Annotated in this window: 21 protein-coding genes and 3 tRNA genes; 16 read left to right on the top strand and 8 right to left on the bottom strand. The window is 62.0% G+C overall.

The window, feature by feature from the left end; translation table 11 throughout:
• Positions 1 to 37: 37 nt before the first annotated feature.
• The 5 genes from KW825_RS11900 (at position 38) to yjjG (ending at position 2,843) form a co-directional block, all read left to right on the top strand.
• Positions 38 to 114 (top strand) — tRNA-Met (locus KW825_RS11900).
• A 109-nt stretch (positions 115 to 223) separates the two neighbouring features.
• Positions 224 to 300: transfer RNA gene (locus tag KW825_RS11895), tRNA-Met, on the top strand.
• A gap of 109 nt (positions 301 to 409) precedes the next feature.
• Positions 410 to 486 (top strand) — tRNA-Met (locus KW825_RS11890).
• Positions 487 to 631: 145 nt separating this feature from the next.
• Positions 632 to 2,122, top strand: a complete 1,491-nt coding sequence (locus KW825_RS11885; RefSeq protein ID WP_218329326.1) for a leucyl aminopeptidase family protein — start codon at positions 632 to 634, stop codon at positions 2,120 to 2,122.
• 37 nt (positions 2,123 to 2,159) lie between these two features.
• Entirely contained in the window at positions 2,160 to 2,843 is a 684-nt protein-coding gene (gene yjjG / locus KW825_RS11880) for a pyrimidine 5'-nucleotidase (protein ID WP_218291300.1), read from the top strand.
• A gap of 67 nt (positions 2,844 to 2,910) precedes the next feature.
• Here the strand turns inward: yjjG and KW825_RS11875 are convergent, their stop codons facing one another.
• From KW825_RS11875 to elyC, 4 genes are all read right to left on the bottom strand, one after another.
• A complete protein-coding gene (locus KW825_RS11875; protein ID WP_218291301.1) occupies positions 2,911 to 4,167 on the bottom strand; it encodes an amidohydrolase in 1,257 nt (418 codons plus the stop codon).
• Positions 4,168 to 5,386: 1,219 nt separating this feature from the next.
• A complete protein-coding gene (gene pfkA, locus KW825_RS11870; RefSeq protein WP_042652255.1) occupies positions 5,387 to 6,358 on the bottom strand; it encodes a 6-phosphofructokinase in 972 nt (323 codons plus the stop codon).
• 143 nt (positions 6,359 to 6,501) lie between these two features.
• Positions 6,502 to 7,257 carry a triose-phosphate isomerase gene (gene tpiA, locus KW825_RS11865; RefSeq protein WP_218291302.1) on the bottom strand — a complete coding sequence of 252 codons (756 nt, stop codon included), beginning with the start codon at positions 7,255 to 7,257 and terminating at the stop codon, positions 6,502 to 6,504.
• Between the two features lie 135 nt (positions 7,258 to 7,392).
• Positions 7,393 to 8,163: an envelope biogenesis factor ElyC gene (elyC, locus tag KW825_RS11860; protein ID WP_218329325.1), complete on the bottom strand. Its 771-nt coding sequence runs from the start codon at positions 8,161 to 8,163 to the stop codon at positions 7,393 to 7,395.
• Positions 8,164 to 8,293: 130 nt separating this feature from the next.
• Here elyC and cmoM point away from each other — a divergent pair, with 130 nt between their 5' ends.
• The 8 genes from cmoM (at position 8,294) to KW825_RS11820 (ending at position 18,402) form a co-directional block, all read left to right on the top strand.
• Complete coding sequence (cmoM, locus tag KW825_RS11855; protein WP_218291304.1) at positions 8,294 to 9,070, top strand: tRNA uridine 5-oxyacetic acid(34) methyltransferase CmoM; 777 nt, start codon at positions 8,294 to 8,296, stop codon at positions 9,068 to 9,070.
• 233 nt (positions 9,071 to 9,303) lie between these two features.
• Positions 9,304 to 10,623 (top strand): chromosome partition protein MukF, encoded by a 1,320-nt coding sequence (gene mukF, locus KW825_RS11850; protein ID WP_218329324.1) that lies wholly within the window; start codon positions 9,304 to 9,306, stop codon positions 10,621 to 10,623.
• The gene (mukE, locus tag KW825_RS11845; RefSeq protein WP_218291305.1) at positions 10,604 to 11,341 is read left to right on the top strand and encodes a chromosome partition protein MukE; all 738 of its coding nucleotides are present in this window, start codon (positions 10,604 to 10,606) and stop codon (positions 11,339 to 11,341) included. Before mukF ends, mukE begins: the two co-directional genes overlap by 20 nt.
• A 63-nt stretch (positions 11,342 to 11,404) precedes the next feature.
• Positions 11,405 to 15,832 (top strand): chromosome partition protein MukB, encoded by a 4,428-nt coding sequence (mukB, locus tag KW825_RS11840; RefSeq protein ID WP_218329323.1) that lies wholly within the window; start codon positions 11,405 to 11,407, stop codon positions 15,830 to 15,832.
• 147 nt (positions 15,833 to 15,979) lie between these two features.
• On the top strand, positions 15,980 to 16,369 hold the full coding sequence (locus KW825_RS11835; protein WP_218329322.1) for a septal ring lytic transglycosylase RlpA family protein: 390 nt from the start codon (positions 15,980 to 15,982) through the stop codon (positions 16,367 to 16,369).
• 185 nt (positions 16,370 to 16,554) lie between these two features.
• Positions 16,555 to 17,028, top strand: a complete 474-nt coding sequence (locus KW825_RS11830; RefSeq protein ID WP_042652248.1) for a cupin domain-containing protein — start codon at positions 16,555 to 16,557, stop codon at positions 17,026 to 17,028.
• A 414-nt stretch (positions 17,029 to 17,442) separates the two neighbouring features.
• Positions 17,443 to 17,769 (top strand): putative quinol monooxygenase, encoded by a 327-nt coding sequence (locus tag KW825_RS11825; RefSeq protein ID WP_218329321.1) that lies wholly within the window; start codon positions 17,443 to 17,445, stop codon positions 17,767 to 17,769.
• Positions 17,770 to 17,910: 141 nt separating this feature from the next.
• Positions 17,911 to 18,402: a histidine phosphatase family protein gene (locus KW825_RS11820; protein WP_218329320.1), complete on the top strand. Its 492-nt coding sequence runs from the start codon at positions 17,911 to 17,913 to the stop codon at positions 18,400 to 18,402.
• 105 nt (positions 18,403 to 18,507) lie between these two features.
• Here KW825_RS11820 and KW825_RS11815 read toward each other — a convergent pair whose 3' ends face one another.
• Together KW825_RS11815 and KW825_RS11810 are read right to left on the bottom strand one after the other, a co-directional pair.
• Entirely contained in the window at positions 18,508 to 18,960 is a 453-nt protein-coding gene (locus KW825_RS11815; protein ID WP_218291311.1) for a hypothetical protein, read from the bottom strand.
• A 189-nt stretch (positions 18,961 to 19,149) separates the two neighbouring features.
• Positions 19,150 to 19,353 (bottom strand): hypothetical protein, encoded by a 204-nt coding sequence (locus KW825_RS11810; protein WP_218329319.1) that lies wholly within the window; start codon positions 19,351 to 19,353, stop codon positions 19,150 to 19,152.
• Between the two features lie 242 nt (positions 19,354 to 19,595).
• Between KW825_RS11810 and KW825_RS11805 the strand changes: the two genes are divergently transcribed.
• On the top strand, positions 19,596 to 20,453 hold the full coding sequence (locus KW825_RS11805; protein WP_218329318.1) for a PhzF family phenazine biosynthesis protein: 858 nt from the start codon (positions 19,596 to 19,598) through the stop codon (positions 20,451 to 20,453).
• A gap of 111 nt (positions 20,454 to 20,564) precedes the next feature.
• On the opposite strand, the gene KW825_RS11800 is transcribed toward KW825_RS11805, so the two are convergent.
• Both KW825_RS11800 and KW825_RS11795 read right to left on the bottom strand, forming a co-directional pair.
• Complete coding sequence (locus tag KW825_RS11800) at positions 20,565 to 21,200, bottom strand: LysE family translocator (protein ID WP_218329317.1); 636 nt, start codon at positions 21,198 to 21,200, stop codon at positions 20,565 to 20,567.
• A 621-nt stretch (positions 21,201 to 21,821) separates the two neighbouring features.
• On the bottom strand, positions 21,822 to 22,400 hold the full coding sequence (locus tag KW825_RS11795; RefSeq protein WP_218329316.1) for an alkylphosphonate utilization protein: 579 nt from the start codon (positions 22,398 to 22,400) through the stop codon (positions 21,822 to 21,824).
• 263 nt (positions 22,401 to 22,663) lie between these two features.
• On the opposite strand from KW825_RS11795, the gene KW825_RS11790 reads away from it, so the two are divergent.
• Together KW825_RS11790 and KW825_RS11785 are read left to right on the top strand one after the other, a co-directional pair.
• Positions 22,664 to 23,881 (top strand): methyltransferase, encoded by a 1,218-nt coding sequence (locus KW825_RS11790; RefSeq protein WP_256351869.1) that lies wholly within the window; start codon positions 22,664 to 22,666, stop codon positions 23,879 to 23,881.
• A gap of 307 nt (positions 23,882 to 24,188) precedes the next feature.
• Complete coding sequence (locus KW825_RS11785) at positions 24,189 to 25,631, top strand: chitinase (RefSeq protein WP_218329315.1); 1,443 nt, start codon at positions 24,189 to 24,191, stop codon at positions 25,629 to 25,631.
• Positions 25,632 to 25,862: the final 231 nt, after the last annotated feature.

The raw sequence follows: 25,862 nt of genomic DNA, 5'->3' as shown, positions 1-25,862 counted from the left end.
CTGCGGGATAGGTCCGGTAACGGACAAACAATTCGGACGCGGGGTGGAGCAGCTCGGTAGCTCGTCGGGCTCATAACCCGAAGGTCGTCAGTTCAAATCTGGCCCCCGCAACCAACTATTTGTATTCATGGCACGGCTTCGGTCGCTGCGGTGAGACGAAGACGCAAGGTGCCTCTGCTCGGTACCCTGCGGGATAGGTCCGGTAACGGACAAACAATTCGGACGCGGGGTGGAGCAGCTCGGTAGCTCGTCGGGCTCATAACCCGAAGGTCGTCAGTTCAAATCTGGCCCCCGCAACCAACTATTTGTATTCATGGCACGGCTTCGGTCGCTGCGGTGAGACGAAGACGCAAGGTGCCTCTGCTCGGTACCCTGTGGGATAGGTCCGGTGACGGACAAACAATTCGGACGCGGGGTGGAGCAGCTCGGTAGCTCGTCGGGCTCATAACCCGAAGGTCGTCAGTTCAAATCTGGCCCCCGCAACCAACTTTTCATGTTATCTCCTATTTTTCCCCTCTCTGATCTCCAATTCTATCATCCTGATCTTGAACATTAATTTTCAAGCTACTGGTCGTCGCCAGCCCTTGTTCGGTATCATCGTGACCTCTGTTCATGGATGAGGCCGCTTCCTATGCTGCAACCCTTCAGTTATCTCCCTCCCAAGATTGACATCCAGACCACTAGCCTTGACGAGGTGATGGCAGGCCAGGCGCAGATCAAGCTGCTGCTGGTCGCCGACACCGAGCGCCGCACCCTGCTGGCGCAACCCGCCTTCGCCGGGGTCGCGGCCCAGCTCGCCCTTGGCCAGAAGGCCCCTTATCGGCTGGCCGACGGCCGGGGTCTGCAGCTGCTGATCTTCGTGGAGCCCAAGCCAACCCTGGATCATCGGCTCTACAAGCTGGCCCGCTCCTGGGTCGCTCCCCTGGCCGGCCTCAAGGTGGAGCAGTTGGCGCTGCATCTTGAGGGATTCGACGACACCAGCCGGGCCCTGCTGGCCGAGCTGGTGCTCTCGGCGCTGCTCGCGGCCAATGTGCCGCTGCCAACCCACAAGCAGCGCAGCGAGGAGCCCCCGAGCTACCGGCACCTGATGGTGTCACCCGCGTGCGAGCTCGATCTGGTCCGGATCCATGCCGAGGCGCAAGGCAATGGCCTGGCCCGTCATCTCGCCGTGCTGCCGGCCTCCGATCTGACCCCCCGCAGCTACCGGGCGTGGGCGCAGCAGCTGGCGCAGCAGGAGGGCTGGCAGTGGCAGGAATACGATGAGGCCGAACTCGCCAGACTCGGCGCCGGCGCCTTCCTGGCGGTGGCCAGGGGATCGGCAGACAACCAGGCCGCCATCGTCAAGCTCAGCTATTGCCCGGCCAAGGCGGAGCGCAGGCTGGCGCTGGTGGGCAAGGGGATCTGCCACGACTCCGGGGGCTACAACCTCAAGGTCGGCGGCAGCATGTATGGTATGCACCTGGACATGGGGGGCAGCGCCGTGGCGCTGGGCACCCTCTATGCAATCAGCCGGGCCCAACTGCCCTACGAGGTGCACTGCTGGCTCGCCATCGCCGAGAACCACATAGGCCCGCAGGCCTACAAACCCGGGGAGGTGGTGACCGCCATCAACGGTACCACCATAGAGGTGGTCGACACCGATGCCGAGGGGCGCATGGTGCTGGCGGATACCCTGGCCATGGCGGTGCAGGACGAGCCGGACCTGCTGATCGACTACGCGACTCTCACCGGTGCCTGCAAGCGGGCGCTCGGCAGCCGTTACAGCGGCGCCTTTACCAACAGACCCCAGTGGCTCGGCGAGTTGATAAGCCTGGGCCAGTGCAGCGGCGAGCGTGTCTGGCCCTTCCCGCTGGACGAGGATTACGATGACAACCTCGATAGCGAATGGGCCGATCTGCTACAGTGTGCGCCGGGTGCGTCACCGGATCACATCGATGCTGCCCGCTTCCTCAGCCGTTTCGTGCCCGAGCAGACCCCCTGGTTGCACCTCGACCTGAGCGGTTTTCGCAACAAGGGGGGCAATGGTGTGGTCAGCAGCGAGGTGACCGGATTCGGGGTCAGATTGACGCTGGATCTGCTCGACGGCCCGCTGGGGCGGCGCCTCGATGATCGAGATGCATGAGCAAGCAACCTAAGCAAGACAACGAATGAGGACAAGCGTGAAACAACCAAGTTATGACTGGGTGCTGTTCGATCTGGACGAAACCCTGCTCGATTTCCCGGTCGCCCAGGCCCTGGAGCAGACCCTGCAGATCTACGGGGTGACACCCAGCGCGCCCAAGATGGCGCAATATCACGAGCTGAACCACAGACTGTGGCAGCAGTACAACTCCGGCGAGATAGACGCCACCCATCTGCAGCAGACTCGCTTCTCGCTGTTTGCCGAGCAGGTGGATGTGGCGCCCATGGCGATGAACGACACCTTCCTGCAGCAGATCATCGCCCTGAGCATGCCGCTGGAGGGGGTGGTCGAGACCCTGGAGGCGCTCCTGCAGGGCCAAGTGAGGATGGGGATCATCACCAATGGCTTCAGCCTGCCCCAGCGTGGTCGCCTCAGCAAGCTGGGCTGGGACGACTGGTTCGAGCCGCTGATCATCTCCGACGAGGTGAATGTGACCAAGCCGGCCGCCGCCATCTTCCAGCATGCGCTCGAGCTGATGGGGCAACCGAGCCCGGCGCGAGTGCTAATGGTGGGGGACAATCCCAAGACCGACATCGCCGGCGCCGCGGCGCAGGGGCTGGCCACCTGCTGGTACAACCCGGCGCGCCAGCAGGTGGCGTGCGAGGCGACCCACGAGATCCATCACTTCGCCCACCTCTTCGCCATAGTGCTGGGACAATGAGGCACCGGCTCCTCGCCAGCCACAAAAAAGGCAGCCCTTGGGCTGCCTTTTTTCATCTTCGTATTTCTCAGGTGCCGAGGCGGCTGAGCAACCAGGCTTCGAGCAGGTCGACCCCGTGGCTCAGCACGGTTTCATCGAAGTCGAATTCCGGATGGTGGTGGGGCGCCGCCAGATCGGCCCCCAGGATCAGATAGGCGGCCTCGCCGCCGCTGCGCTGCACCCGCTCGATGAGGAAGCCGGCATCCTCGCTGGCGCCGAAGCGGCGGCTGTGGATGATCTCGAGTTGGAGCGCCTGTGCCAGCGGCACTATCTCCTCGAGCAGGGCCGGGCTGTTCTCGATGCCGATGGCTTCCCCCTGCTTGCGGATGAGGTAGGTCGTGCCCTGCATCAGGGCGGCCCCTTCCACTATCTGCTGCACCTGGCCAAACATGTAGTTGTTAAGCTCAGGGGACGCGCCTCGGGTCTCCCCCTGCAGGCGGGCATGGCCAGGGATCACGTTGCGGCCGCTACCGCCGCTGAGCTGACCTATGTTGATGCGGGTCATGCCATCCCGGTGGCGGGGGATGCCGAGCATGGCGGTGGTGGCCATGCAGGCCGCAGCCAGCGCATTGCTGCCCGCGTTGGGCTCGAGCCCAGCGTGGGCGGCACGGCCCATAAACTCCACATCGAACTTGGTGGAGCAGAGGAACTCGGTCGGGTTGACCACCAGTTCGCCACTCTTGGCATGAATGCCGATATGCAGCGCCAGCAGGGCATCCACGTCGTCGAGCTGACCGCCCGCCGCCAGTGCCTTGCCACCGCGGCAACCCTCCTCGGCAGGCTGGAAGAACAGCTTGATGCGCCCGTTGAGCCGCTCGGCCAGGGCTTTGATCCGCTCGGCCAGCACCAGACCGATGGCGGTGTGGCCATCGTGGGCACAGGCGTGCATCCAGCCCGGGTTGTGAGACTGCCACCCCTCTTGGCTGGGGGGATGCAGCTCTCCCTGGCCCTCATTCACTTCTACCGCGTCTATGTCGAAGCGAAACGCCAGGGTAGGGCCCGGTCGGCCGCTCTCCCAGAGTCCCATCACGCCCGTTATCTCTTCGATACGGGCCAGCCAGTCGGGGTGTGCACCCTGGCGCAGGGCGCGCTCCTTCTGGGCCGCGACGTCGATCTCCCGCCCCATGATGAGGTTGCTGGCCAGCAGCTGGTCACCCAGCATGACGGAGAAACCGAGTTCAGAGAGGTGATGAGCGATGAGGGAGCTGGTTCTAAATTCACACCAGGCCGCTTCGGGCAGACGATGAAGATCACGGCGCCAATGGCGCAGAGCATCTTGGGTCATGGTAATTCCTGCATGGCTAGTCCAGCAGATATTGTGACGGGCAGGGGAGCAAGAGTAAATCCCGTCGGCAGAAATGCAACAAGGGGAGCATGAGGCTCCCCTTGTTGGCGATGGCTTGATCGTAAAACATGCGCAGATTGACTATAAAGGCCGATTCGTCTGCATATTCAGATCAGTGGCACCAAAAACATATTCTGTGAGTGATTAGCCAGCATCCAGGCCTTGATGGCGTTCAGACCATGTCATTCTCTGGGCAATCAACCGACTCAAAGCTGTGCCAGTGACGGCAGAGAGACGGCAACCAGAGTGAAAAACACGGTAAATACGGCGGTAACAACGAACTCTTTCATTATTTTGTCTCCCTTCACTAACTAATGATGGGATCAAGATACCATAACGGCCTGGTAAAACAATGATAAATGTATTTATGTGGCAGTTTTATTGCAAGATAAGAATAAGGCGTCTTTTTTACAATTTTGAGGTCACTTTATCACCATGGTGATAAGGTGGGGGATGCGCATGTCATCTGCATGGTATTATTTGTAGTAAATACATGGCATTACGTTTTTGTGTGGTGATTTTTTTATGGGTTTTATATGGGGCTTTTATTGGGTTTCATAAGTTTTCTCGCCTAAAACCCTCCGTTACTGCGTCTGGAGATGTCGCCATGGAGGCGTTGGCTTGCCTGGATGCACTATATGACTTATCCAGCCACTTTTCCTCTCTATCCTGTCTCTTACCCCAGTCATGGCAGTGCCTTAACGTCACCTCCTGGCAGCGTTTTCACAATTCATGGTTCAAAACAGGGGGAATATCGCCTTGGCCAAGAGAAAATCTGGCAGCGGTGGGTGCTTGTTACCCCCCTATCTGGCTGTAATGGAGGCTGCTGGCGGCGCCTTGCCGGGGGAGGGATCTAGGGACGGGGACCCGGTGCCAGCGAGCCGGATGACGGGCAGAGGCTCTCACAGTATTAGGGGCGTGGCTGGCCACGGCGATCGACCTCAGTGAGACAGTCAGAGCAGAGTAAAACGTGTCATGGGCGCTGAGTGACCCTTGCTGGGGATAAGCCTGAGGTCAGGTCCCGTGCCTCCATGTCTTCGGGAGTGCTGGGCGCGGAGGTGTGGCACCGAAGGGGCCGACGGCCAGCCGCCACGGACATATAAAAAAACCCTCCGGCGGAGGGTTTTTGTCACAGCAACCTGTATCAGCGCTATCTGGCTTAGAACAGAGTGGTGGAGAGGTCGTACAGCTCCTGATCGAACGGGCGCTTGAGGTTCTCGATGCAGTCGATGATGTCGTGGTGCACCATCTCGTTGCCCTGGATACCGACGCAGCGGCCACCCTGGCCGGCCAGCAGTTGCTCGACGGCGAAGGCGCCCATGCGGCTGGACATGATGCGATCGCGGGCGGTCGGCGAGCCGCCGCGCTGGATGTGGCCCAGGATGGTGGCGCGGGTCTCGCGACCGGTCATGGCCTCGATGTCCTTGGCCAGGGCGTTCACGTCGGTGACGTGCTCACAGATGGTGATGATGGCGTGCTTCTTGCCTTTGGCTTCGCCTTCCTTGATCTGTTGCAGCAGCTTGTCCTTGTCGAAGGTCACTTCCGGCACTATCACATACTCGGCACCGCCGGCCACGGCGGCAGACATGGCCAGATCGCCACAGTGGCGGCCCATGATCTCGACCACAGAGATGCGGTGGTGGGAGCTGCAGGTGTCGCGCAGACGGTCGATGGCATCCACTACCACGTTCAGTGCGGTATCGAAGCCGATGGTGAAGTCGGTACCGGCGATGTCGTTGTCGATGGTGCCCGGCAGGCCGATGCAGGGGAAGCCCTCTTCGGTCAGCTTCTTGGCACCCATGTAGGAGCCGTCACCGCCGATCACCACCAAGGCGTCGATGCCGTGTTTTTTCAGGTTCTCGATCGCCTCGGCCCGGACTTTCGGATCTTTGAAGGCGGGGAAACGGGCAGAGCCGAGGAAGGTACCACCGCGGTTAACCACGTCGGAGACGCTGTGGCGCTCCAGCTTGACGATCCTGTCCTGATGCAGACCGAGGTAGCCATCATAGATGCCGTAGACTTCCAGGCCATGATGCAGACCGGCGCGCACCACGGCGCGGATGGCTGCGTTCATACCCGGTGCGTCACCACCACTGGTCAAAACACCAATACGTTTGATTTGCTTGGTCATGAGTGCCTCTGGATCTGAGTTGTCAAAAATCTGTATCTGAAAATGGGGTCAGCCATGTTTACTATATCGGCTTTCCTATGGAATGCGGACACCATAGGAAAGCGATATACCAGAGAGGGGCCAGGCCCCTCTCTGTGCATCACTTACTGGGCAGCGCCAGCGATGATCTGGGAGAAGTCGTCCACTTTCAGGGACGCACCACCCACCAGGCCACCGTCGATGTCCGGCTGACCGAACAGATCGGCAGCGGTGGCACCGGTGACGGAGCCGCCGTACAGGATCTGGACCTTGGCAGCCACGGCCGCGTCAAAGCCAGCCAGATACTGACGGATGTGAGCGTGGACGGACTGGGCGATCTCCGGGGTGGCAGTCTTGCCAGTGCCGATGGCCCATACCGGCTCGTAAGCCACCACGGCCTTGCTGAAGGAGGCGATGCCACAGCGATCGATCACGGCTTTCAGCTGGGTCTCGACCACGGTATTGGTGGTACCGGCTTCGAACTGAGCCAGGGTCTCACCGATGCAGAGCACGGGGATCAGATCGGCTTTCTGGATGACTTCGTACTTGGCAGCCACCACGTCGTCGGTCTCTGCGTGCAGGGTGCGGCGCTCGCTGTGGCCGACCAGGGAGTAGGTGCAGCCGAAGGCTTTCAGCATGGAGGGGGCGTTCTCGCCGGTGAAGGCACCAGACTCGTGAAGGTCGGCATTCTGGGCACCGTAGGCGATCTTGCTGCCGGCGGTCAGTTGCTCAACCAGGCCCAAAAAGATAACCGGCGGGCAGACGGCGACTTGCACAGAAGGATGAGCGGCAGCAGCCGGGGTCAGTCCTTTGATCAGAGCTTCTACAGAAGCCTTGGTGCCGTTCAGTTTCCAGTTACCCATTACCAGGTGCTGTCTCATCTTGTAACTCTCCTAGGCATTTGATTGCGCGACATTATATGAATTGAACCGAGCCCAAGATAGCTGACCCGGCGGCAAATGACGTAATTTTTTTTCGCTTTCCTGATCCAAATCAGGAATGCAAGAGCCGATCGCTCATTCGTTAACCTGCCCCCGCAAACGGGCCCACCATACCCCAATCCACTCGTGAATGGCAGCCTCGGAATACATCAGATAACGCCCCTTGGGCAGGTAACTGTAGAGGGGTTGCGGTTGCTGGCTCTGCTTGGCGGTATAGTCGGTGGGGGCCGGCACCGCATCGAGTCCCTGGCCGCGGTAGAGCGCCATGGCCCGCGGCAGATGGGTGGCCGAGCTCACCAGCGCCACCCGCTTGCCCTTGAGATAACGACTGATGCTGACCGCCTCGTCATGGGTGTCTTTGTTGTTTTCAAACAACGTCATTCGGGATCTGTCTATCCCTAAGCTCTGCGCCATGAGGGCGTTGACCTCGGCGTTGGACAAGGGATCCCCCGCCACATAACCGGAGAAGATGAGCTGCGCCTGGGGATAAGCCAGGGCCAGCCGCACCCCCTCCAGGGTTCGCGCCTGGGCGATGTTGTTCTGCCAGCTGCGCATGGGCACGGCGGGATCGCTCACGTGGCCGTTGCCGAGCACGACGATGGCGTCGATGTCCGGGTGCAGGCTTGTCTCGAAGGGCGGGAAGGTCTGCTCCAGCGGGCGGGCCAGCTCGTAGCTTACCGGCCGCATCCCCATCAGGGTGATCAGCAGCAGCGCGCAGGTGGCCAGCAGCTTGCCGGTCTTCTGGAAGCGGGTGAACCAGAGCAGCAGCAGCGCCAACAGCAATAAGGAGAGGGAGAAGGGCAGCGGCATCAGCAGCTGACCCAGCCATTTTTTTAGCTCAAACACTGTGGTGTCGTCCTTGAGTTTTCAGCAGATCCGGGATGTGACAGAATACCCCTCTTTTTTCCTGTGGCCCAACCCTCTGTGCTCCCATCCCGTGAGCCGACGGACAGGTGTGGCCGAAGATGAGTCTGCCTTGAAGCAAGATCAGAGTTTTGACGGACGCGCCGACAAGTTCGCCCGCAACATTTACGACTCCACCAAGGGGCGCATCCGTACCACTGTGGTGTGGAGCGACATCGAAGCCTGCCTGGCCCGACTCGGCAACCGGCCGCTGCGGATCCTGGATGCGGGGGGCGGCTTTGGCTACTTCGCCCAGAAGCTGGCGGCCATGGGTCACCAGGTGGAGCTGTGCGATCTGTCGGCGGAGATGCTGGAACTGGCCCGGGTCCAGATCGCCGAGAAGGGGCTTGAAGACAGAATTCGTCTCATCCAGTGCCCCATCCAGGATCTGAAACAGCACGTGAGCGGAACCTTTGATCTGGTGCTCTGTCATGCTGTGCTGGAGTGGCTCGCCGAGCCGCGCCAGACCCTGCTCGGTCTGTTCCCTTTCGTCAATGCAGGGGGCATACTGTCGCTGCTTTTTTACAACCGTCATGGCTTGCTGTTCCAGAGCCTGGTGGTGGGCAATTTCGACTATGTGCGGCTCGGCCTTCGCAAGAAGCGTCAGACCGCATTGACCCCCACCAATCCGCAGTTGCCGGAACAGGTATACGACTGGATAGGGCGAGGGGGGCTCAAGATCATCGGCAAGACGGGGGTGCGGGTCATCCACGACTACATGCGCCACAAGCAGGATCAGGTCGAGAAGTTCGATGATCTGCTGGCCATGGAGCTGCAGTACTGCCGCCAGGAGCCCTTCGTGTCGCTCGGCCGTTACATTCATGTGATGGCGCAGAAGCCGACCGGCTGACACCTCGATGCGGGGAGGAGGGCGCAGGACGCTCGCCGGCGCCGTCGAGGGCCTGCGGTCGTCTCGCTCAAGACCCCATGTTGACGATGCACAAGCCAAGCAGCCATGTCCGGTTTTTATGCTAGCGGGATCTAGCTGCCAGGGGTCGCCCGCGCACCCTTGGCCCATACCAGCGCGAGCGGAAACGGCGCCCCGTGCCAGCCCCTCGCCGATAACAACGAGATGATAACGTCATGATGAGTACATCCCGTACCCTGCCCGAGACGGTGGGATGGGTCAGACAGGAAGGTCTGGCCTTGAGCCTGCCCACCGACCGGCTGGCCTTTCTGATCGCGATCAAGACCCTGTCCGAGGACGAGTCTGATCTCTCGGAGGCCGCGCTGCACGATGCCTTCGGTTACGTGAGCAGCGCCTTCGGCCAGATGGACGAGACCCAGAGCGGTCGCGCCAACAACGCCATCAACGATCTCATTCGCCAGCAACTGCTGTCGCGCTTCAACACCGACATGGTGGCGGGGGAGAGCCTCTACCGCCTGTCGCGCCTGGGGGTGAGCATCGTCGACTTCTTCATGGATCAGCGCCAGGTTGACTCCATCAAGCTCTCCATCCTGCTCGAACACCTGGCGGCCGAACTCGACACCGCCCGCGAGGCGGCGCTCGAGACCAATACCCGCGAACAGTGGGACGCCGAGGTGCTGCCCAGGCTCAGCTTCTCACTTGAGGAGACCCTGGGGCGCATCGATCTCACCCAGCGCGCCATGGACGAGCAGCAGAATCAGGTCAAGAGCGAGATAGCGGCCCTGCTGACCCAGAACTGGGTCGACGCCATCCACAGCTGCGAGAAGCTGCTGCACGAGACCGGCCAGACCCTGCGCGAGCTGCAGGACACCCTGGACGCCGCCGGCCACCGGCTGCAGGAGGGGCTGCTCAACATTCAGGAGGCGGCCCAGGGGTGCGAGGATCTGTTCCACGTCGAGGAGCTGACCCATGCCCTGCAGGGGCGCCTCGACGTCATCACCTCTTGGGGCCAGCAGTGCATCGAGCTGTGGGCCCGCTACGACAGACACGTCCACAAGTTCATCCGCAACGCCATCGACATGGACAAGAACCGCGCCTTCAGCCAGCGGCTGCGCGACTCCATCCGCAACTTCGAGCAGCACAGCTGGCTGCTGCGCATCGCCGAGGAGCCCCGCCTGCTGGAGCTGCGGGACGAAACCATCGCCATCCACGACGAGGAGGTCACCGGCGAGGTGCCGCTCGAGATGGAATACCTGGAGATGGTGGACATCAACCAGGAGCTGGCGGAGCGCATCGATCGCTACCTCGCCCGCTACCCCGAGCAGAGCTCGCGACTGGACTTGGCCGACGTGCTGCGGGAGTACCTGCTGGATTACCCGGCCCATGCCCATTTCGACGTGGCCCGTCTCTTGATAGACCAGGCCGTGCGCCTCGGCCATGCCAGCGGTGAGCGCGAGCTTCACCAGCAACCCGCATGGAAACCCATTAACCAAGCTGGATCCAAGGTTCAGGCCTATGTCATTGATCAATACTGAGTTTCCCTTGCCGCTGCGGCTCGCAGAGGCCATCGCCAACCCCTTGTTTCCGCGCATCGACACCGCCTTGCGCTCGGGCCGCCACCTCAGTGCCGACGATTTCGAACAGCACTCCATGCTGGTGGAGTATCACGGCGAGCTGGAGATCTTCTACGGCCGCTATCAGGTCGAGCTCATCAAGGCACCGGAGGGCTTCTTCTACCTGCGCCCGCGCCCCAGCGCCGACATCGGCACCACTGTCCTGTCCGAGCTCGACATGCTGGTGGGCAAGGTGCTCTGCTACCTGTTCCTGAGCCCGGACCGGCTCGCCTCTGAAGGGGTGTTCGCCATGGGCGAGCTGCAAGAGGAGGTGCTGAGCCTGGCGGACGAGAAGCAGCTGCTGCGCATGGTCAACAGCCGCTCCGGCGGCACCGATCTGGACAAGAAGAAGCTGCTGGAGAAGATCCGCACCTCCATGCGCCGGTTGCGCCGCCTTGGCATGATCACGGCGCTCGGCAACGGCGACAAGTTCAGGGTCAACGAGTCGGTGTTCCGCTTCGCCGCCGATGTGCGCTCCGACGAGGATCCCCGCGCCGTGCAGCTGCGCATGATCCAGGAGGGGGAGGCCATCTTCCACGACGACGAGATGCCGAGCAGCGACTCGCTGTTTGAGGATATAGAGGCGGATCTCGATGAAGAGCAGCTCGAGCTGGAGGTTGAGAATGACCCGCAACGTTAAAATTCTGGCCCTGATGGAGCCGACTGGTTTGATTGAACTTACTGGTTTGATGGAGAAAATGGCGTGAGAGGCAAATTTAAATCCCTGACCATGGTCAACTGGAATGGCTTCTTTGCCCGCACCTTCGATCTCGACCAGCTGGTGACCACCCTCTCCGGCGGTAACGGCGCCGGCAAGTCCACCACCATGGCGGCCTTTATCGCGGCCCTGATCCCGGATCAGTCTCTGCTCCACTTCCGCAACACCACAGAGGCGGGATCGAGCAGTGCCTCCCGCGACAAGGGGCTCTACGGCAAGCTGCAGCGGGGCCACTGCTACTCGGTACTCGAGGTGATGAACAGCCGCGAGCAGCGGATCTGGGTCGGCGTGCACCTGGAGCAGGTCGCCAACCGCGACAACAAGGTCAACATCACCCCCTTCGCCCTGGTAGACGTGCCCGAGGGGCTGGCGCCCACCGATCTGCTGCTGGAAAAACTCCAGGACGGCAAGGGGCGGGTGCGCGCCTTCGCCGATCTGAAGGGGGCCGCCGCCGAGCTTGGTGCCATGAAGGTCGCCAAGTTCAATACGGTGACCGACTATCACAACTTCATGTTCGAGTTCGGCATCACCCCGAAGAAACTGCGCGACCAGAAGGATCGCGGCAAGTTCTATCGGCTGATCGAGGCCTCCCTCTACGGCGGCATCTCCTCGTCCATCAGCCGCTCCCTGCGGGAATACCTGCTGCCGGAGAACTCAGGCGTGCGCAAGGCGTTCCAGGACATGGAGGCGGCCATCTACGAGAACCGCCGCACCCTGGAAGCCATCAAGGAGACGCAGGGTCAACGGGATCTGTTCAAGAACCTGATCACCGAGACCACCCACTACGTGGCGGCGGACTATGTGCGCAACGCCGCCGAGAAGAATCGCCTCTCCGAGCTGGCCCTCAAGGCCCGGGCTGAGCTGGCCGGCAAGCGCCGGCTGCTGGCCGAGGAGAAGCAGCGCGCCATCTATCTGGCCGACGAGGCGGATCAGCTCACCAATCGTGAGAAGCTCTTGACCGACGAGCTGGAGTCCGCCGCCGAGCACCTGGCCAAGGTGATGGCCGCCGTCAGCCTGCAGAAGAAGATTGAGTTGTATCGCGCCGATCTGGCGGATCTCAACGACAAGCTCGAGCAGCAGCAGGCGGTGGTGGAGGAGATCCACAGCCAGCTGCTGGAGGTGGAGGAGCGCAAGGAGCTGGCCCAAGCCGAGGTGGACAGCCTCAAGACCCAGCTCGCCGACTACCAGCAGGCGCTGGACATCCAGCAGACCCGCGCCATCCAGTACCGTCAGGCGGTGCAGGCGCTGGACAGTGCCCGCGAGCAGTGCGAGCTGCCGGGGCTGAGCGCCGAGCAGGCGAGCGAGACCCTGCATCAGTTCCGTGCCGTCGAGCAGAGCCTCACCAGTCGAGTTCTGGGGGCCGAGCAGCAGCTGGCCCTGGCCAAGGCCGCGGTGGCCGAGCACCAGGCAGCGCTGACGCTGCTGCTCAGCATTGCCCCCGAGACCGCCCGCGAGGCCGCCTGGCCCACCGCCCAGGCGCTGCTCAAGCGCCACATCGAAGACAAGGCCCGCATCGCACAGGGGCAGGGGCTGCGCGCCGCCCTGGCCCGTCTCGAGAAGGAGAGCGAGAGCCAGAAGGCCCTGTTCAAGTTGCGCGATGAGCTGGCCCAGATCTGTGGCCAGCAGATCGCCAGCGGCGACGAGCTGGAGCTGTTCCTCGAAGCCCAGCGCACCCGTCAGGAAGAGCTGAGCGATCAGCAGAGCGATCTGAGCCAGCACCGCGCCAGCCTGGAGCATCAGGGCGTCCAGCTGGGCCGCGACATCGGCGATCTCACCAAGCTGGCCCCGCGCTGGCTGAAATCCTTCGAGAAGCTCGAGCAGCTGCGCGAACAGAGTGGCTTAGCCTTGGCCAGCGCCGAGGCGCTCTCTGCCGGCATGCAGACCGTGCTCGACAAGGAGCGCGAGTTCGAGCAGGAGAGCAACCGCATCCAGGCCCGGAAACAGGGGCTTGAGTTGCAAATTCGCAACCTGCAGCTGGGGGCAGGGGAGGCGGATCCGCGCCTCGCCCGCATCGCCGAGCAGGTGGGGGGCGTGCTGCTCTCCGACGTCTATGACGACATCTCCATCGACGATGCCCCTTACTACTCCGCCCTCTACGGCCCGGCCCGCAGTGCCCTGGTGGTACTGGATCTGGAAGGGGCCATAGAGCGGCTGAAGAAGCTGGAAGATTGCCCCGAGGATATCTACCTCATCCAGGGCAACCCCGACTCCTTCGACGAGGATCTGGTGGAGGCGGACGAGCTCGGCGACGCCGTGCTGGTGCGCACCAGCAAGCGTCAGGTGCGCTTCTCCCGCTACCCGGAATTGCCGCTGTTCGGCCGCGCCGCCCGTGAGAAACGCATCGAACAGCTCGATCTGGAGCGGGAGAATCTGATCGAGGGTTACGCCAAGGCCGCCTTCGAGCAGCAGAAGTATCACCGTCTCTACGGTCACTTCCGCGATTTTATCGGCCAGCATCTGGATATCGCCTTCCGCCCGGATCCCGAGGCCGAAGTGCAGGCGAAGCAGAACGAACAGCGCAAGCTGCAGGGAACCATAGCCGAGTGCGACAAGCAGCTTGGCGAGGCCAAGGCGGCGGGCGCCCAGCTGACCCGCTATATCCAGCTGGTGCAGGCCATGCTGCCCTTCGCCCACCTGTTTGCCGAAGGGGATCTGGCCGCGCGGCTCGAGGCCGCCCACGCCGATGTGGCGAGCCTGAAACAGGCCGAAGCCTTTATCGGCCAGCACGGCAAGGCGCTCGAGAGGCTCGAGACACTGGTGCAGGTGCTGCGCCAGGATCCCCAGGATCTCGCCGCCCTGCAGGCCGCGTTCGACGAGGTGAACGAGCAGCTCGCCGAGCAGAAGCGCCGCGCCTATGCGCTGGATCAGCTGGTGGCCCGTCTGCCGCACTTCGCCTATCAGGACGCCCAGGACCTGCTCGGCAAGGCCTCCGAGATGAGCGAGCGCTTGAAAGAGAAGCTCAAGGCCGCCGAGCTGGCCGCCCGCACCGCCGGCGAGCAGCACAAGCAGATCGCCTTGCGCCACACCGAGGCGCTGCAGCTGCGCACCGCGCTGCACTCCAGCGCCTCGGCCAAGCGCCAGACCCTGAACGAGTTCGAGCAGGAGCTGGCCGCCATGGGGCTGACCCTCAGCGCCGACATGGAGGAGAAGTCCCGCGCCCACAAGAAAGAGATCGAAGAGCTGCTCATCCGCACCCGCTCCCGTCGCACCAGCGCCGAGGCCCAGCTGCAGGTATGCAAGCGCGAGATTGAATCCCTGGGGGGTCGCCTCAAGCTGGAGGGCAAGGACTACTTCGGTGCCCGCAAATCCCTGGTGGGCCACAAGGCGAGCTGGTCGCGGGTGGTACGGCTGGCGCGGGAGACCGACGTCGAGAAGCGCCTCAACAAGCGCGAGCTGGCCTATCTCGACAGCGACGAGCTGCGCTCCATGTCCGACAAGGCGCTCGGCGCCCTGCGGGTGGCGGTGGCCCACGACGATGCGCTGCGCGATGCGCTGCGCCTCTCAGAGGGCAACCGCAGCACCGAGCAGAAGGTCGCCTTCTACGTGCAGGTCTACCGTTACCTCAAGGATCGGATCCGCAACGACATCATCCGCTCGGACGATCCGGTGGAGGCCATCGAGGAGATGGAGATCGAGCTGGCGCGGCTCGCCGACGAGCTCAAGCAGCGGGAAACCCATCTGTCGCTCTCCTCCCACGAGGTGGCGGCCAAGATCACCAACATCATCCGCCGCGAACAGAACCGCATCAGGGTGCTGAACCAGGGGCTGCAGAACATCGCCTTCGGCCTGGTGCGCGGGGTGCGCCTCAACGTCAATATCCGCGAGGCTCACACTCGCCTGCTGACCGCGCTCGCCGATCAGAGCGCCATGCACAACGATCTGTTCGCCGACAAGGAGCTCAGCTTCTCCGAGGCCATGGCCAAGCTGTTCCAGCGCCTGAACCCGCAGATAGAGCAGGGGGAGCGCAGCTACCAGGTGATGGGCGACGTGCTGCTCGACTATCGCAACTACCTGGAGCTGGAGATCGAGGTGCAGCGTGGCGCCGATGGCTGGCTGCGGGCGGAGAGCGGTGCGCTCTCCACCGGCGAGGCCATCGGCACCGGCCAGGCCATCCTGCTGATGGTGCTGATCAGCTGGGAGGAGGAGTCCCGCCGCCTGCGCGGCAAGGACATAGCCCCCTGCCGTCTGCTGTTCCTGGACGAGGCGGCGCGCCTGGATGGCAAGTCCATCGCCACCCTGTTCGAGCTGTGCGAGCGGCAGGACATGCAGCTGCTGATCGCCGCCCCGGAAAACATCAGCCCCGAGAAGGGCACCACCTACAAGCTCATCCGCAAGGTGCAGGGCAAGCACGAGCATGTGCACGTGGTGGGCCTGCGCGGCTTCGGTTTCGCCGATGACAAGCTGATCGCCTGACAGAGGCTGACGGAGCAATATGCAAAACGGGAGGCTGGGCCTCCCGTTTTATATGGGAAATATGCGAGAGTGGGCGCCTGGAGCGGCGATGAAGCATTGGCGAGCAGGCCAGGCATGAGGCCCCATACACAGTCGAGGAAATACGGAATGAAGAGGAGCGTGCGAAGCGTCCTGCTGTTGGCATTCAGCCTGCTGCTGGCAGCCTGTAGCAGCCAGCCGGAAGCCGGCAAGGGCGGCAACTGGCGCGGCTATAGCCAGACCGGGCTGGCGTCCTACTATGCCGACCGTTACCACAACAAGAGGACGGCCAGCGGCGAGCCCTACAAGAAGAACGCGAACACGGCGGCCCATATGACGCTACCCTTCGGCTCCATGGTGAGGGTGACCAACGTCGCCAACGGCAAGAGCGTGGTGGTCAAGGTCAATGACAGGGGCAACTTCCCGAGGGGGCGGGTCATCGATCTCTCCAAGGCGGCGTTCAGCAGCATAGGCAACACCCGGTCCGGCCTCATCAAGGTCAAGCTCGAAGTCATGTAGGGGCTGCAGGGTCAATCAGCGCTGCCCATTGCAGCGCTGGCAGAAACGCCGGTTAGGCCTCATGTCACGACGCTTCGCATTGACAGAAACTAAAGCCGGACTCTAACTGTGGGGTGAGCGATGGCCGAGTCTGTGACTCGGCTTGTCGGTAACCCTTGCCAGCGCACAGAGACGGAGGAATCGAGATGGCTGACCACAGGCCCGTTCACCTAACCCAGATCCCGGTACAGGGGGCCAAGTCCCTCTATCCAGAACCCTTCGCCTCCCTGGTCAGGCACCGCACTAGGCGCAGATTGGGGGATCACTTCGGTCTCACCAACTTTGGCGTCAACTTCACGACCCTGGCGCCGGGGGCCATCTCGGCGCTCAAGCATCATCACTCCAGACAGGATGAGTTCATCTACATCCTCTCGGGGACCCCCACGCTAGTCCATGGTGATGAGGAGTTCCCGATGTCGCCGGGGGATTGCATCGGTTTCAAGGCCAGCAGTGGCCTGGCTCACCAGCTGTTGAACAGATCCTCCGCAGACGTAACCTACCTTGAAGTCGGCGACAGACTGCCTGCCGATACGGTCGAATACCCCGATGACGATCTGGCCCTGGTACAAGGCGCCGATGGCGCCTGGTCTGCCCTGCATAAAGACGGCACGCCTTACTGAGGGCGGCATAGAGAGCCAGGAGGCTGGGTGTGGGCCCAGATTACCGAACCGATGGGCAACGGCGCCGCTCGTGCCTGTGAAGACTGCAGGCCAAGGAGTTGAATGTGCGAGTCGGTGATCAGCGGCGCGGCGCACGTGTGATCAGCGGTTGGCTCTGGTGCGAAAGCCTCGATGGCTCGGTCGCAGGCTTCCCTTCAGGAGGCTTGGGTGCACTCACAGTCCCGGGACCTGCCTTCCGTGTTGCTCTCAGATTTGTTAAATAGAGCGAACAGTCTGTCCATATTGTCTGTCTATACGCATCAATAGCCTGCTCTTACACTGCGTCTCATGTCGAAGGATGCGCCCTTGGCTCGCTGACAAGCCGCTGTGATGGGCATCCTTTGCCAATGAATTTCTTGATAACGGAGTGTGATGATGAAGATGAGATCGGACAAGATAGTGTCGATTGCAGTGCTCAAAGCCAGGGCCGGGATGAGGGAGTGCCTGCGGCGCGAGCTGCTCAAGCTTATCGAGCCCACGCGCCTGGAGCCGGGCAACCTGGATTATGTGCTGTTCGAGTTGCAGGAGGAGCCGGGGACCTTCTATATGCGTGAGGCCTTCGTCAATCAGGGCGCTCTGGATGATCATTGCGCGACCGACTATTTTCAGGCCTTTGCCGGCCAGGCCGAGGAGTTGCTGGCGGAGCCCCTGCGGCTGATCTTGATGGAAGAGGTGAGCCCAGCCAGTCCCTTGGCTGAGTGAGGCCCTGCATTCGCCATCCCAGGCGGCATTCGTCCAGAGCCCTCGCGGCGCTTCGCCATCAGCGGGTGTCACTGAGTGACGGACTGAGCCATGCTTGCCCTCAACAGAGGATGGCGATACGAAAGCCATCGGGGAGGGACAATGGAGAGAACGCTGTTGCTGGTGCGCCATGCCAAGTCGAGCTGGGAGGAGGTTGCCCTGTCTGACAGGGCGAGGCCGCTGGCCAGGCGCGGTCAGCGTGACGCCCCCCTGATGGGCAAGCGGCTGGCAAAGGCCGGGGTCAAGCCCGACGCCATACTGTCGAGCCCCGCCTGCCGGGCGCTGTCGACGGCGAACATCATCGCCGAGGCGCTCGATTTCCGGGCCAAGAGCATCCTCGTCGATGAGCGGCTCTATGCCAGCGACATCGAGACCCTGCTGGCGGTGATAGGGGAGCTTGGCGATCCCCTGAGGTGCGTGATGCTGTTTGGCCACAACCCCGAGTTCACCGACCTTGCCCATCGCTTCTCCGGCAAGATCACCCGGATGCCGACCTGTGCGGTCGTCCAGTTCACCTTTGACGCGCCATCCTGGTCGGTCGTCCCGTCGCAAAGGCCGGTGACGGCCGTGCTAGACTATCCGAAACAGGGGTAGGGGAAGAGGAGGGCTGCCACTCACCGTGGCGACAGGGGGCAAGGAATGGCAAGAGATAAAACAAGAAGGGGAACCCAGGCTCCCCTTCACGTCCGGTTATGTCGCTTATTTGGCTGCGATTGGCCCCTTTGTGCCTGCATCGTTATCGACCCAGCCATCCTCACCCTTGATACGACGATCCCCCTGGATGGTGTAGATGATCATGCCGTCCTTGAACACCAGGGCCCCATCGGATTTCTTGGCACTGACCTTCTTGTCGTTGACCCAGACCTGATCCTTGTCATCGATGCGGATAATGGCCACTGTGGCGCCCGTTTCGGGGAAGGTGGCGACCCAGTTGCCGGTGTAGGGGCTGCCACTGGTGGCGGCCACGGGGGCATCACCAAACCCGGCGGCGGCATTCTCCGCCTTGGTCTTGTGAATGTCGCAGCCCTGGGCCTCGGTGACCTGTGTACAGCCGGAGTGCTCCAGCTGCTGAGCGTATTTTGCGTTGATGGCATGAGCCGGGGCCATGCCAAGCAGGGTCAGGGTTACGATCAGAGCAGCATTCCTGGACATAGTGAATCCCTCAAAATGTGAGTCTTTCCGGTTCATCGCAGCCTTGACTGCCATGAGAAACAGCCTGTGTTCGCGGCAATATCCTGGGGGCGAGATAGCAGGCCTGTTTCACGTTAGCACCTGGAATAGGGCTCGCACAGGGGACCGGCAAACAGGTGCAATCCATCTGGTGCCCATTAATCAGCGGGCTCAGCTCTGGGGAATCCTCACGCCCTTATCGAGATAGAGGCTGCTGTAGTGGGCACGGTGGCTGACAAACATCACCTGATGGCGGCTGCCGTCGGAGAGGATGACGAAGTCGCCGGCCTGGGCGGGGCTTTGCAGGATGATGTCGTGCTCGGGGGCCGTCAGTTTGTCGACTTCCTCCTTGAAGCTGAGGGTGTAAGAATACATATGGCACTCCAGATCGGCTCATATACAGACACTGTGATCACACTCTAGCCGCCTGTGCCAGGATCTGCGGCGCCCAAGCGGCACCTGTGCGGCAGTTAATTTAACGGCTAAGCTGGGCCTGTTTTGCTGGTGTCACACATAGCTTTCTTCGCGCACCAGGCCAGTGGCCACATACGGGGCCAGCATGGCGACAGCGCGAGGGGAGCCGGTATTCTTTCGACATATAAGAACAGGGAGTGATCATGATGGATCTGGTAACTGAGTTGGTGCGGATCGCCGCGTTTTCCGACGGTCCACAAGGGGGCAATCCCGCCGGGGTCTGGACGGGTGCCAGCCTGCCCGGGGCAGAGGAGATGCAACGCATCGCCGCCGAGGTGGGCTTCTCGGAGACGGCCTTCGCCGCCCCGCTGCAACCCGGTGAGTTGACCCGCTGGCGGGTGCGTTACTTTTCGCCCGAGGCCGAGGTGCCCTTCTGCGGTCATGCCACCATCGCCCTCGGGGTGGCGCTGGCGCACCGTTTCGGGGCAGGGGACTATGCGCTGAACCTCAGTCAGAGCGATATTCGGGTCTCTGGCTGGCAGGATGAGGCCGGACAATGGCAGGCGGCGCTGCAGTCACCGCCGACCCGGAGTCAACCGGCGTCAGCCGATCTGGTGCGTGAGGCCTTGGCGCTGTTTGGCTATGGCGCGGCGGATCTGGATCCCCGCATTCCGCCTGCCTTGATCCATGGCGGTGCCGACCACCTGCTGCTGGCCTTAAATAGCCGCACCGCGCTCAGTGCCATGCACTATGAGCTGGCTCAGGGGCGCATCCTGATGCGTCGTGAGGGGTTGGTGACCATATTGCTTGGCTACGCAGCGGAAGATCGGCTGTTCCACACTCGCAACCCCTTCGCCTATGGGGGTGTCTATGAAGATCCCGCCACCGGTGCGGCGACGGCGGCGTTCGCGGGATATCTGCGGGATCTGCGCTGGCCCCACGGCGGGGCCATCGACATCGAACAGGGGGAAGACATGGGCATGCCGTCGCGGCTGCACGCCGAGATCCCGGCCGAAGCCGGCAGTGCGATCAGGGTGTCCGGCGGGGCGCGATGGATGTGATGACTGGACGAGTCTATGGCGCTGGTCTGCTGTATCGGTAGAGGATGGAGGGGGGAGGTAAAGCCCCAGGGGGAAGAGATCAGCCCCTGATCAGGGGCTGACGGGATGCGCTCAGGGCCGACCGCTCAACAGGATGGCGCCGCCCAGAGAGATGAAGAGTCCCCCTGTGATGCGGCTAAACAGGCGCTGGCCGCGCCCCGGCTTGAAGTAGCTGCCGGCGCGCCTGGCCAGGGCCACGTAGCAGAGGTGCACCAGGCTGACGATGACGCAGATGGTCAGGTACATGGTCAGGAACTGGATCGGCAGCGGGCTCTGGTGATCGAGAAACTGGGGCAGCAGAGCGCAGAGGAAGATGATGGTCTTGGGGTTGCTGGCCGAAACCAGAAACGCCTCGCGCAGCAGGGAGGCGTCACTCCTAGCGCCGATGGTCCGGCCAGGCAGGGCAACCTCTTGATTACTCGCCTTGGCGCTTCGCAGCGCCTTGTAGCCGAGGTAGATGAGATAACCACCACCCGCCAGCTTGAGGGCGATAAACAGGGGCGGCAGCGTCTGCAGCAGGGCGCCCACGCCCATGGCGACCAGGAAGATGAGGATGGCCTGACAGAACAGGTTCGCGCTGATGGAGAGCAGGGCCGAGCGCCAGCCGAGTTGCAGACCGTTCTTGATCACCAGCAGCACATTGGGGCCCGGGGTCAGGGTCGCCAGCAGATAGGCCAGCAGAAACAACATCCATGTATCCAGATTCATGATATTTCCCTTGTGAAAAAGCCATGATGCCGTGTGCCGGGGGTACCGTCCAGCGGCTTCTATCGCGGCCTTGTGGCGACTTGGATTGCTCGCCGCCTGTTGGAACGGCGCCGAACACCAGGAGGAAGGGATAGGTGAGGCATCCGGTTATCCAAAGCATAAAAAAACCGCCTGATGGCGGTTTTTTTCATGGTGCCGACCCTTATTTCAGGGACTTCTTCAGCTTCTTGATCTTGCCTTCGTGCTTGGCAATCTTCTCCTGGCGGGCGGCGATTTTCTTCTTGACGTCTTTCTTGCTGGCTTTGGCCATCGGTAGTGCTCCTTGTTACGAGAGGGACATCATGAGGTCATGATGTCTTGGATCTGTCCATGGACGACCCAGAGTGCCACAGGGTTTCCATATGAGCTAGTGCTCAGTGACACTGGGTGTCGGCATTATCCCCTGGCGGGGCGACACACCCCAGCGGATGTCGTTGCACACTCAGCGGGGCTGGTTTGCAGGATAGCCCAGTTTCCGGCTCGCGCCACCCTCACCGCGACACCATCTGGCCGGCGGCCGGATACAAAAAAGGCACCCCTGGGGGCGCCTCTTGCATCATCCGACAAACAAGCCGATGGGGATCAGGCCTTCTTCAGGTAGGCCGCGACCAGCACGATCTGCACGCCGTTGACCTTGCCTTCGATATGCAGCGGGTTGTTGGTCAGGCGGATGCCCTTGACCAGGGTGCCGCGCTTGGCGGTGAAGCCGCCGCCCTTGACGTCCAGATCCTTGATCAGGGTGACGGCGTCCCCCTCCTGCAGCACGGCGCCGTTGGAGTCGACGGTCGGCACGCTGTCGTCATCCTCGCTCGCGACGCCCGCCTCGGCCCAGGCCTTGGTCTCTTCTTCCATGTACATCATGTCCAGCATGTCCTGGGCCCAGAGCTCACCCCGGGCGGACAGCCCCTTCAACTGGCGCCATGCCATCACCTGCACCGCCGGCACCTGGCTCCACATGCTGTCACCCAGGCAGCGCCAGTGGTTGACCTCCAGGGTGTCCGGTTGCTCCAGCTGACCACGACAGGTATCGCACAGGGCCAGGCTGTGATCATCGTCACTGGCGGGGGAGTGTGGCACCGGGAAGGCGGTCAGCGCATGTTCTGCTCCACACAGCTCACACTTGGCGTCCGCACGCGCTTGCAGGATGGCATTGATGGTCATGTTTTGGTTCCGTTCATATGGGTAAAACGACCCGCCGGGGCGAGTCGCGCTAATGAGGGGGCGGAATATAGCACAAAACCCCGCTCTTTGTCAGGCTAACGCCAGCGCTTAGGGTTGCTGGTCAGGCCAATACAACGTCTTCATGGCGGCGGGTCAGGGGAGCGCCGGTATTCATGGGGAGGCAGCCTGACCCCTGGCCCGCGACCACCAGCCTGCACTGAGGAGTGCTTTTTGGCGGAGGATCGCTAGAATGAGCCTCTTTTTTGAATTGCAGGACAACCATCGCCGTGCTGGCTCATCGTTTTCAACAACTGGATCGCTTGCTGACCGAGACCCGGCGCTGGTGGCAATATCAGCCCTATCACCATCTGACGCTCGCCTTCGCCGACGAGGCGCCGGCATTGGCCGCGCGGCTCAACGCCATGTCCCTCGCGCAGCTCAATGAGCTCGATGGCGACATGGCGGCGCTGTGCGCGCTGCTCGCCCCCTGGATCCCGGCGGGGGCGGCGCTGCACGGCTTGAGCGAGCTTGAGCGCTTCCTCCCCGAACCCATTCAGTGTGCCAGGGAGATGGCGATGCACATGCCGGGGCGCAAGCAGGCGCAGATAGAGGCATTTTGCGGCAACCTGCCCCCCCATCAGGGGCCCTATCTGGAGTGGTGCGCAGGCAAGGGCCATCTGGGGCGGCTGGTCTCCCTGCATAGAGGCGCCGAGATCCTGAGCCTGGAGCTGCAAGGTCAGCTCTGCGAGGAGGGGCGCCGACTGGCGTCCCGGGATGGCGCCCGCATGCAGTTTATTGAGGCCGATGCCTTCGCCGCCGAGTCGGGGGCGCTTATCGCCGAGCAGCATCACGCCATGGCGCTGCACGCCTGCGGCGAGCTGCACACCCATTTGCTGGAGCGGGTGGTCGAACGCGGTGCCCGCGGGGTCACCGTCTCTCCCTGCTGTTATCACCTGATCCGCGGCAGCCACTATCGCCCCCTGTCCACGGCCGCCCAGGCCAGCGATCTGCAACTGACCAAGGCTGACTTGCGCCTGCCGTTGCAGGAGACGGTGACCGCCGGCGCCCGCATCTCCCGCTTGCGCGAGCTGGAGGTGGTGTGGCGCCTCGCGTTCGACTGCCTGCAGCGCCATCTGCGCGGGGTGGATGAGTACCTGCCGGTGCCCAACATGCAAAAGAGCCTGCTCACCGGCAGCTTCGAGGCATTTTGTGCCTGGGCGGCGCAGCGCAAGGGGCTCATCCTGCCGGCTGGGCTCGATCTGGCCGCGTTTCTGGCCATGGGGGAGGCGCGCTACGGCGATGTCGCCCGCATGGAGCTGGTGCGCCACCTGTTCCGCCGTCCGCTCGAGATCTGGCTGGCGCTGGATCGCGCGCTCTTCCTGCAGGAGCAGGGGTACAGGGTCGAGGTGGGGGAGTTTTGCGACAAGCCCATGACCCCCCGCAACATCCTGATCCGCGCGGTGCGCCAGCAGATGAGCTGAGGGCGTTGCCGCCCTGGAGGCGTCGTCACCCCATAGAGCCCGATAGCCAGCGCCCGCGTCTTGATGACGCGGGCGTTGGCTCGCCGGGAGGATTATCCCGGTTATTATGGCTTCTTGCCCGCCTGGACTATATCCAGGTTGTTTTCGGTGGTACTCGAAAATAGGTGTCTTTACCCCTATCAGGCAGAAATACCCGCAGAGTGAAATGGCTCACATATTCGCCATTTTCTTAATTCTCGAAGTGAATTTAGTTATTGCAACGCCTATGCTCGGCCTGAACTTCACGTTGAGACAAGGATTGTTATCTATGTTCAAACTCAAGCACAGCGCCTGGCTGATCACCCTCGCCTGCGCCTTGCCAAGCCAGGGGGCCATGAATATCCAGCCCGATCCGCAAAATAGCGGGGGATATGTGATTGCCGCGCCGGAACTGCTGGCGGTGGAAAAAGCCAAGACCGCCAATCCCATGTATGGCATCTGGTCCAAGGCATTGGCCACGCGCCCCAACACCATAGTGGATGCCATAGAGCCGAGGCAGGCCAGCAATCCGGATAACGTCAAGCGGGTCGAGCGGGTATTTTCCGAATCGGATTGGGACTTTCTGACCCAGATGGCCGCACCTGAATATACCTATGTGCGCTTCTTGCGGGCGGTCGGTAAATTCCCGGCCTTCTGTGGGGAATATAGCGATGGCCGCAATGCGGATGCCATCTGCAAGAAATCCATAGTGACGGCTTTTGCCCATTTCGCTCAGGAGACCGGTGGCCATATCGGCAAAAATAACAGCTCCGATAATCCGCTGGCGCTGGAGGAGTGGCAGCAGGCGCTGGTGCACGTGCGCGAAATGGGCTGGTCAGAGGGCCAGACCGGCTATGCCACGGGCTGCGGTCAGAATGATTGGCAAAACAAGAAATGGCCCTGCTCCACCGGTCAGGGCTATTTTGGCCGCGGGGCGAAACAGCTCTCCTACCACTTCAATTACGGCGCCTTCTCCGAGGCCATGTTCGCGGGCGACGCCACCGTGCTGCTCAACGATCCCGGCCGGGTCGCCGACTCCTGGTTGAACCTGGCCTCGGCCATCTGGTTCTTCCTGACGCCGCAGGCCCCCAAGCCCGCCATGCTGCACGTGATCGATCGCACCTGGGTGCCCTCCCTGCGCGAGACTGCGGCGGGGATAGGCTATGGCTTTGGCACCACCATCAACGTCATCAACGGTGGCATCGAATGTGGTGAGCAAAATAAGGACAAGGGCCAGCCGGTCAACCGTATCCGGTATTGGGAAGGGCTGGCGGCACATTACCAGATCCCCATCGAGGCCGATGAGAAAAATACCTGCTGGCAGCAGACCCCCTATGGCAGCCTGAATCTGAACGGTGCCACCGATGTGCTTTATACCAACTGGGACGGCAACTGGAAATATTATGCCGACAGGCCCGGTGGTTATTCGTTTGAATGTGAGCTGGTCGGTTTCCAGACCGCTTATTCGGCGCTGGTACCGGGGGATTATGAGAAATGCATGACCAACTTCTATGGCTCCCACGCCAACTGGCCCAAGGTCAGAATTGTCGAAAAACTGGATCCCACGCCGGTCGATCCCAATCCCCCCGTGGGTGATGTCCCCGTCTGGTCCGTCAGCAAGGTCTATACCGCCGGTAATAAGGTCAGCCACAAGGGCATTATTTATCAGGCGAAATGGTGGACCCAGGGAGATGATCCTGCCAAGGGCGACCCCTGGGCTCAGGTAATTTAATGGCGAGGTGATTGCCCTGTGTCAGGGCATATCGATCCGACATGAATTTTGGCTAAAGTGGTTGGCCTGAATAACACAAGGGAGGCGACGTGCCTCCCTCCATTTATCCCCGCGATGGCAAAATAAGCCGCCATTGTCGTTCGCGCTGTTTCAGATTATTGATGGTGGCCGTTTATTTTGTGGCGCAAGTTCCCATCAACGGCCTATTTGCTCGCCAATCTGGCTTCATCA

Source organism: Aeromonas sp. sif2433 (assembly GCF_019218705.1).
Classification (GTDB): Bacteria; Pseudomonadota; Gammaproteobacteria; order Enterobacterales; family Aeromonadaceae; genus Aeromonas; species Aeromonas encheleia.
The sequence above is the reverse complement of the archived record's forward strand: the minus strand, read 5'-3'. Positions and strand labels throughout refer to the sequence as shown.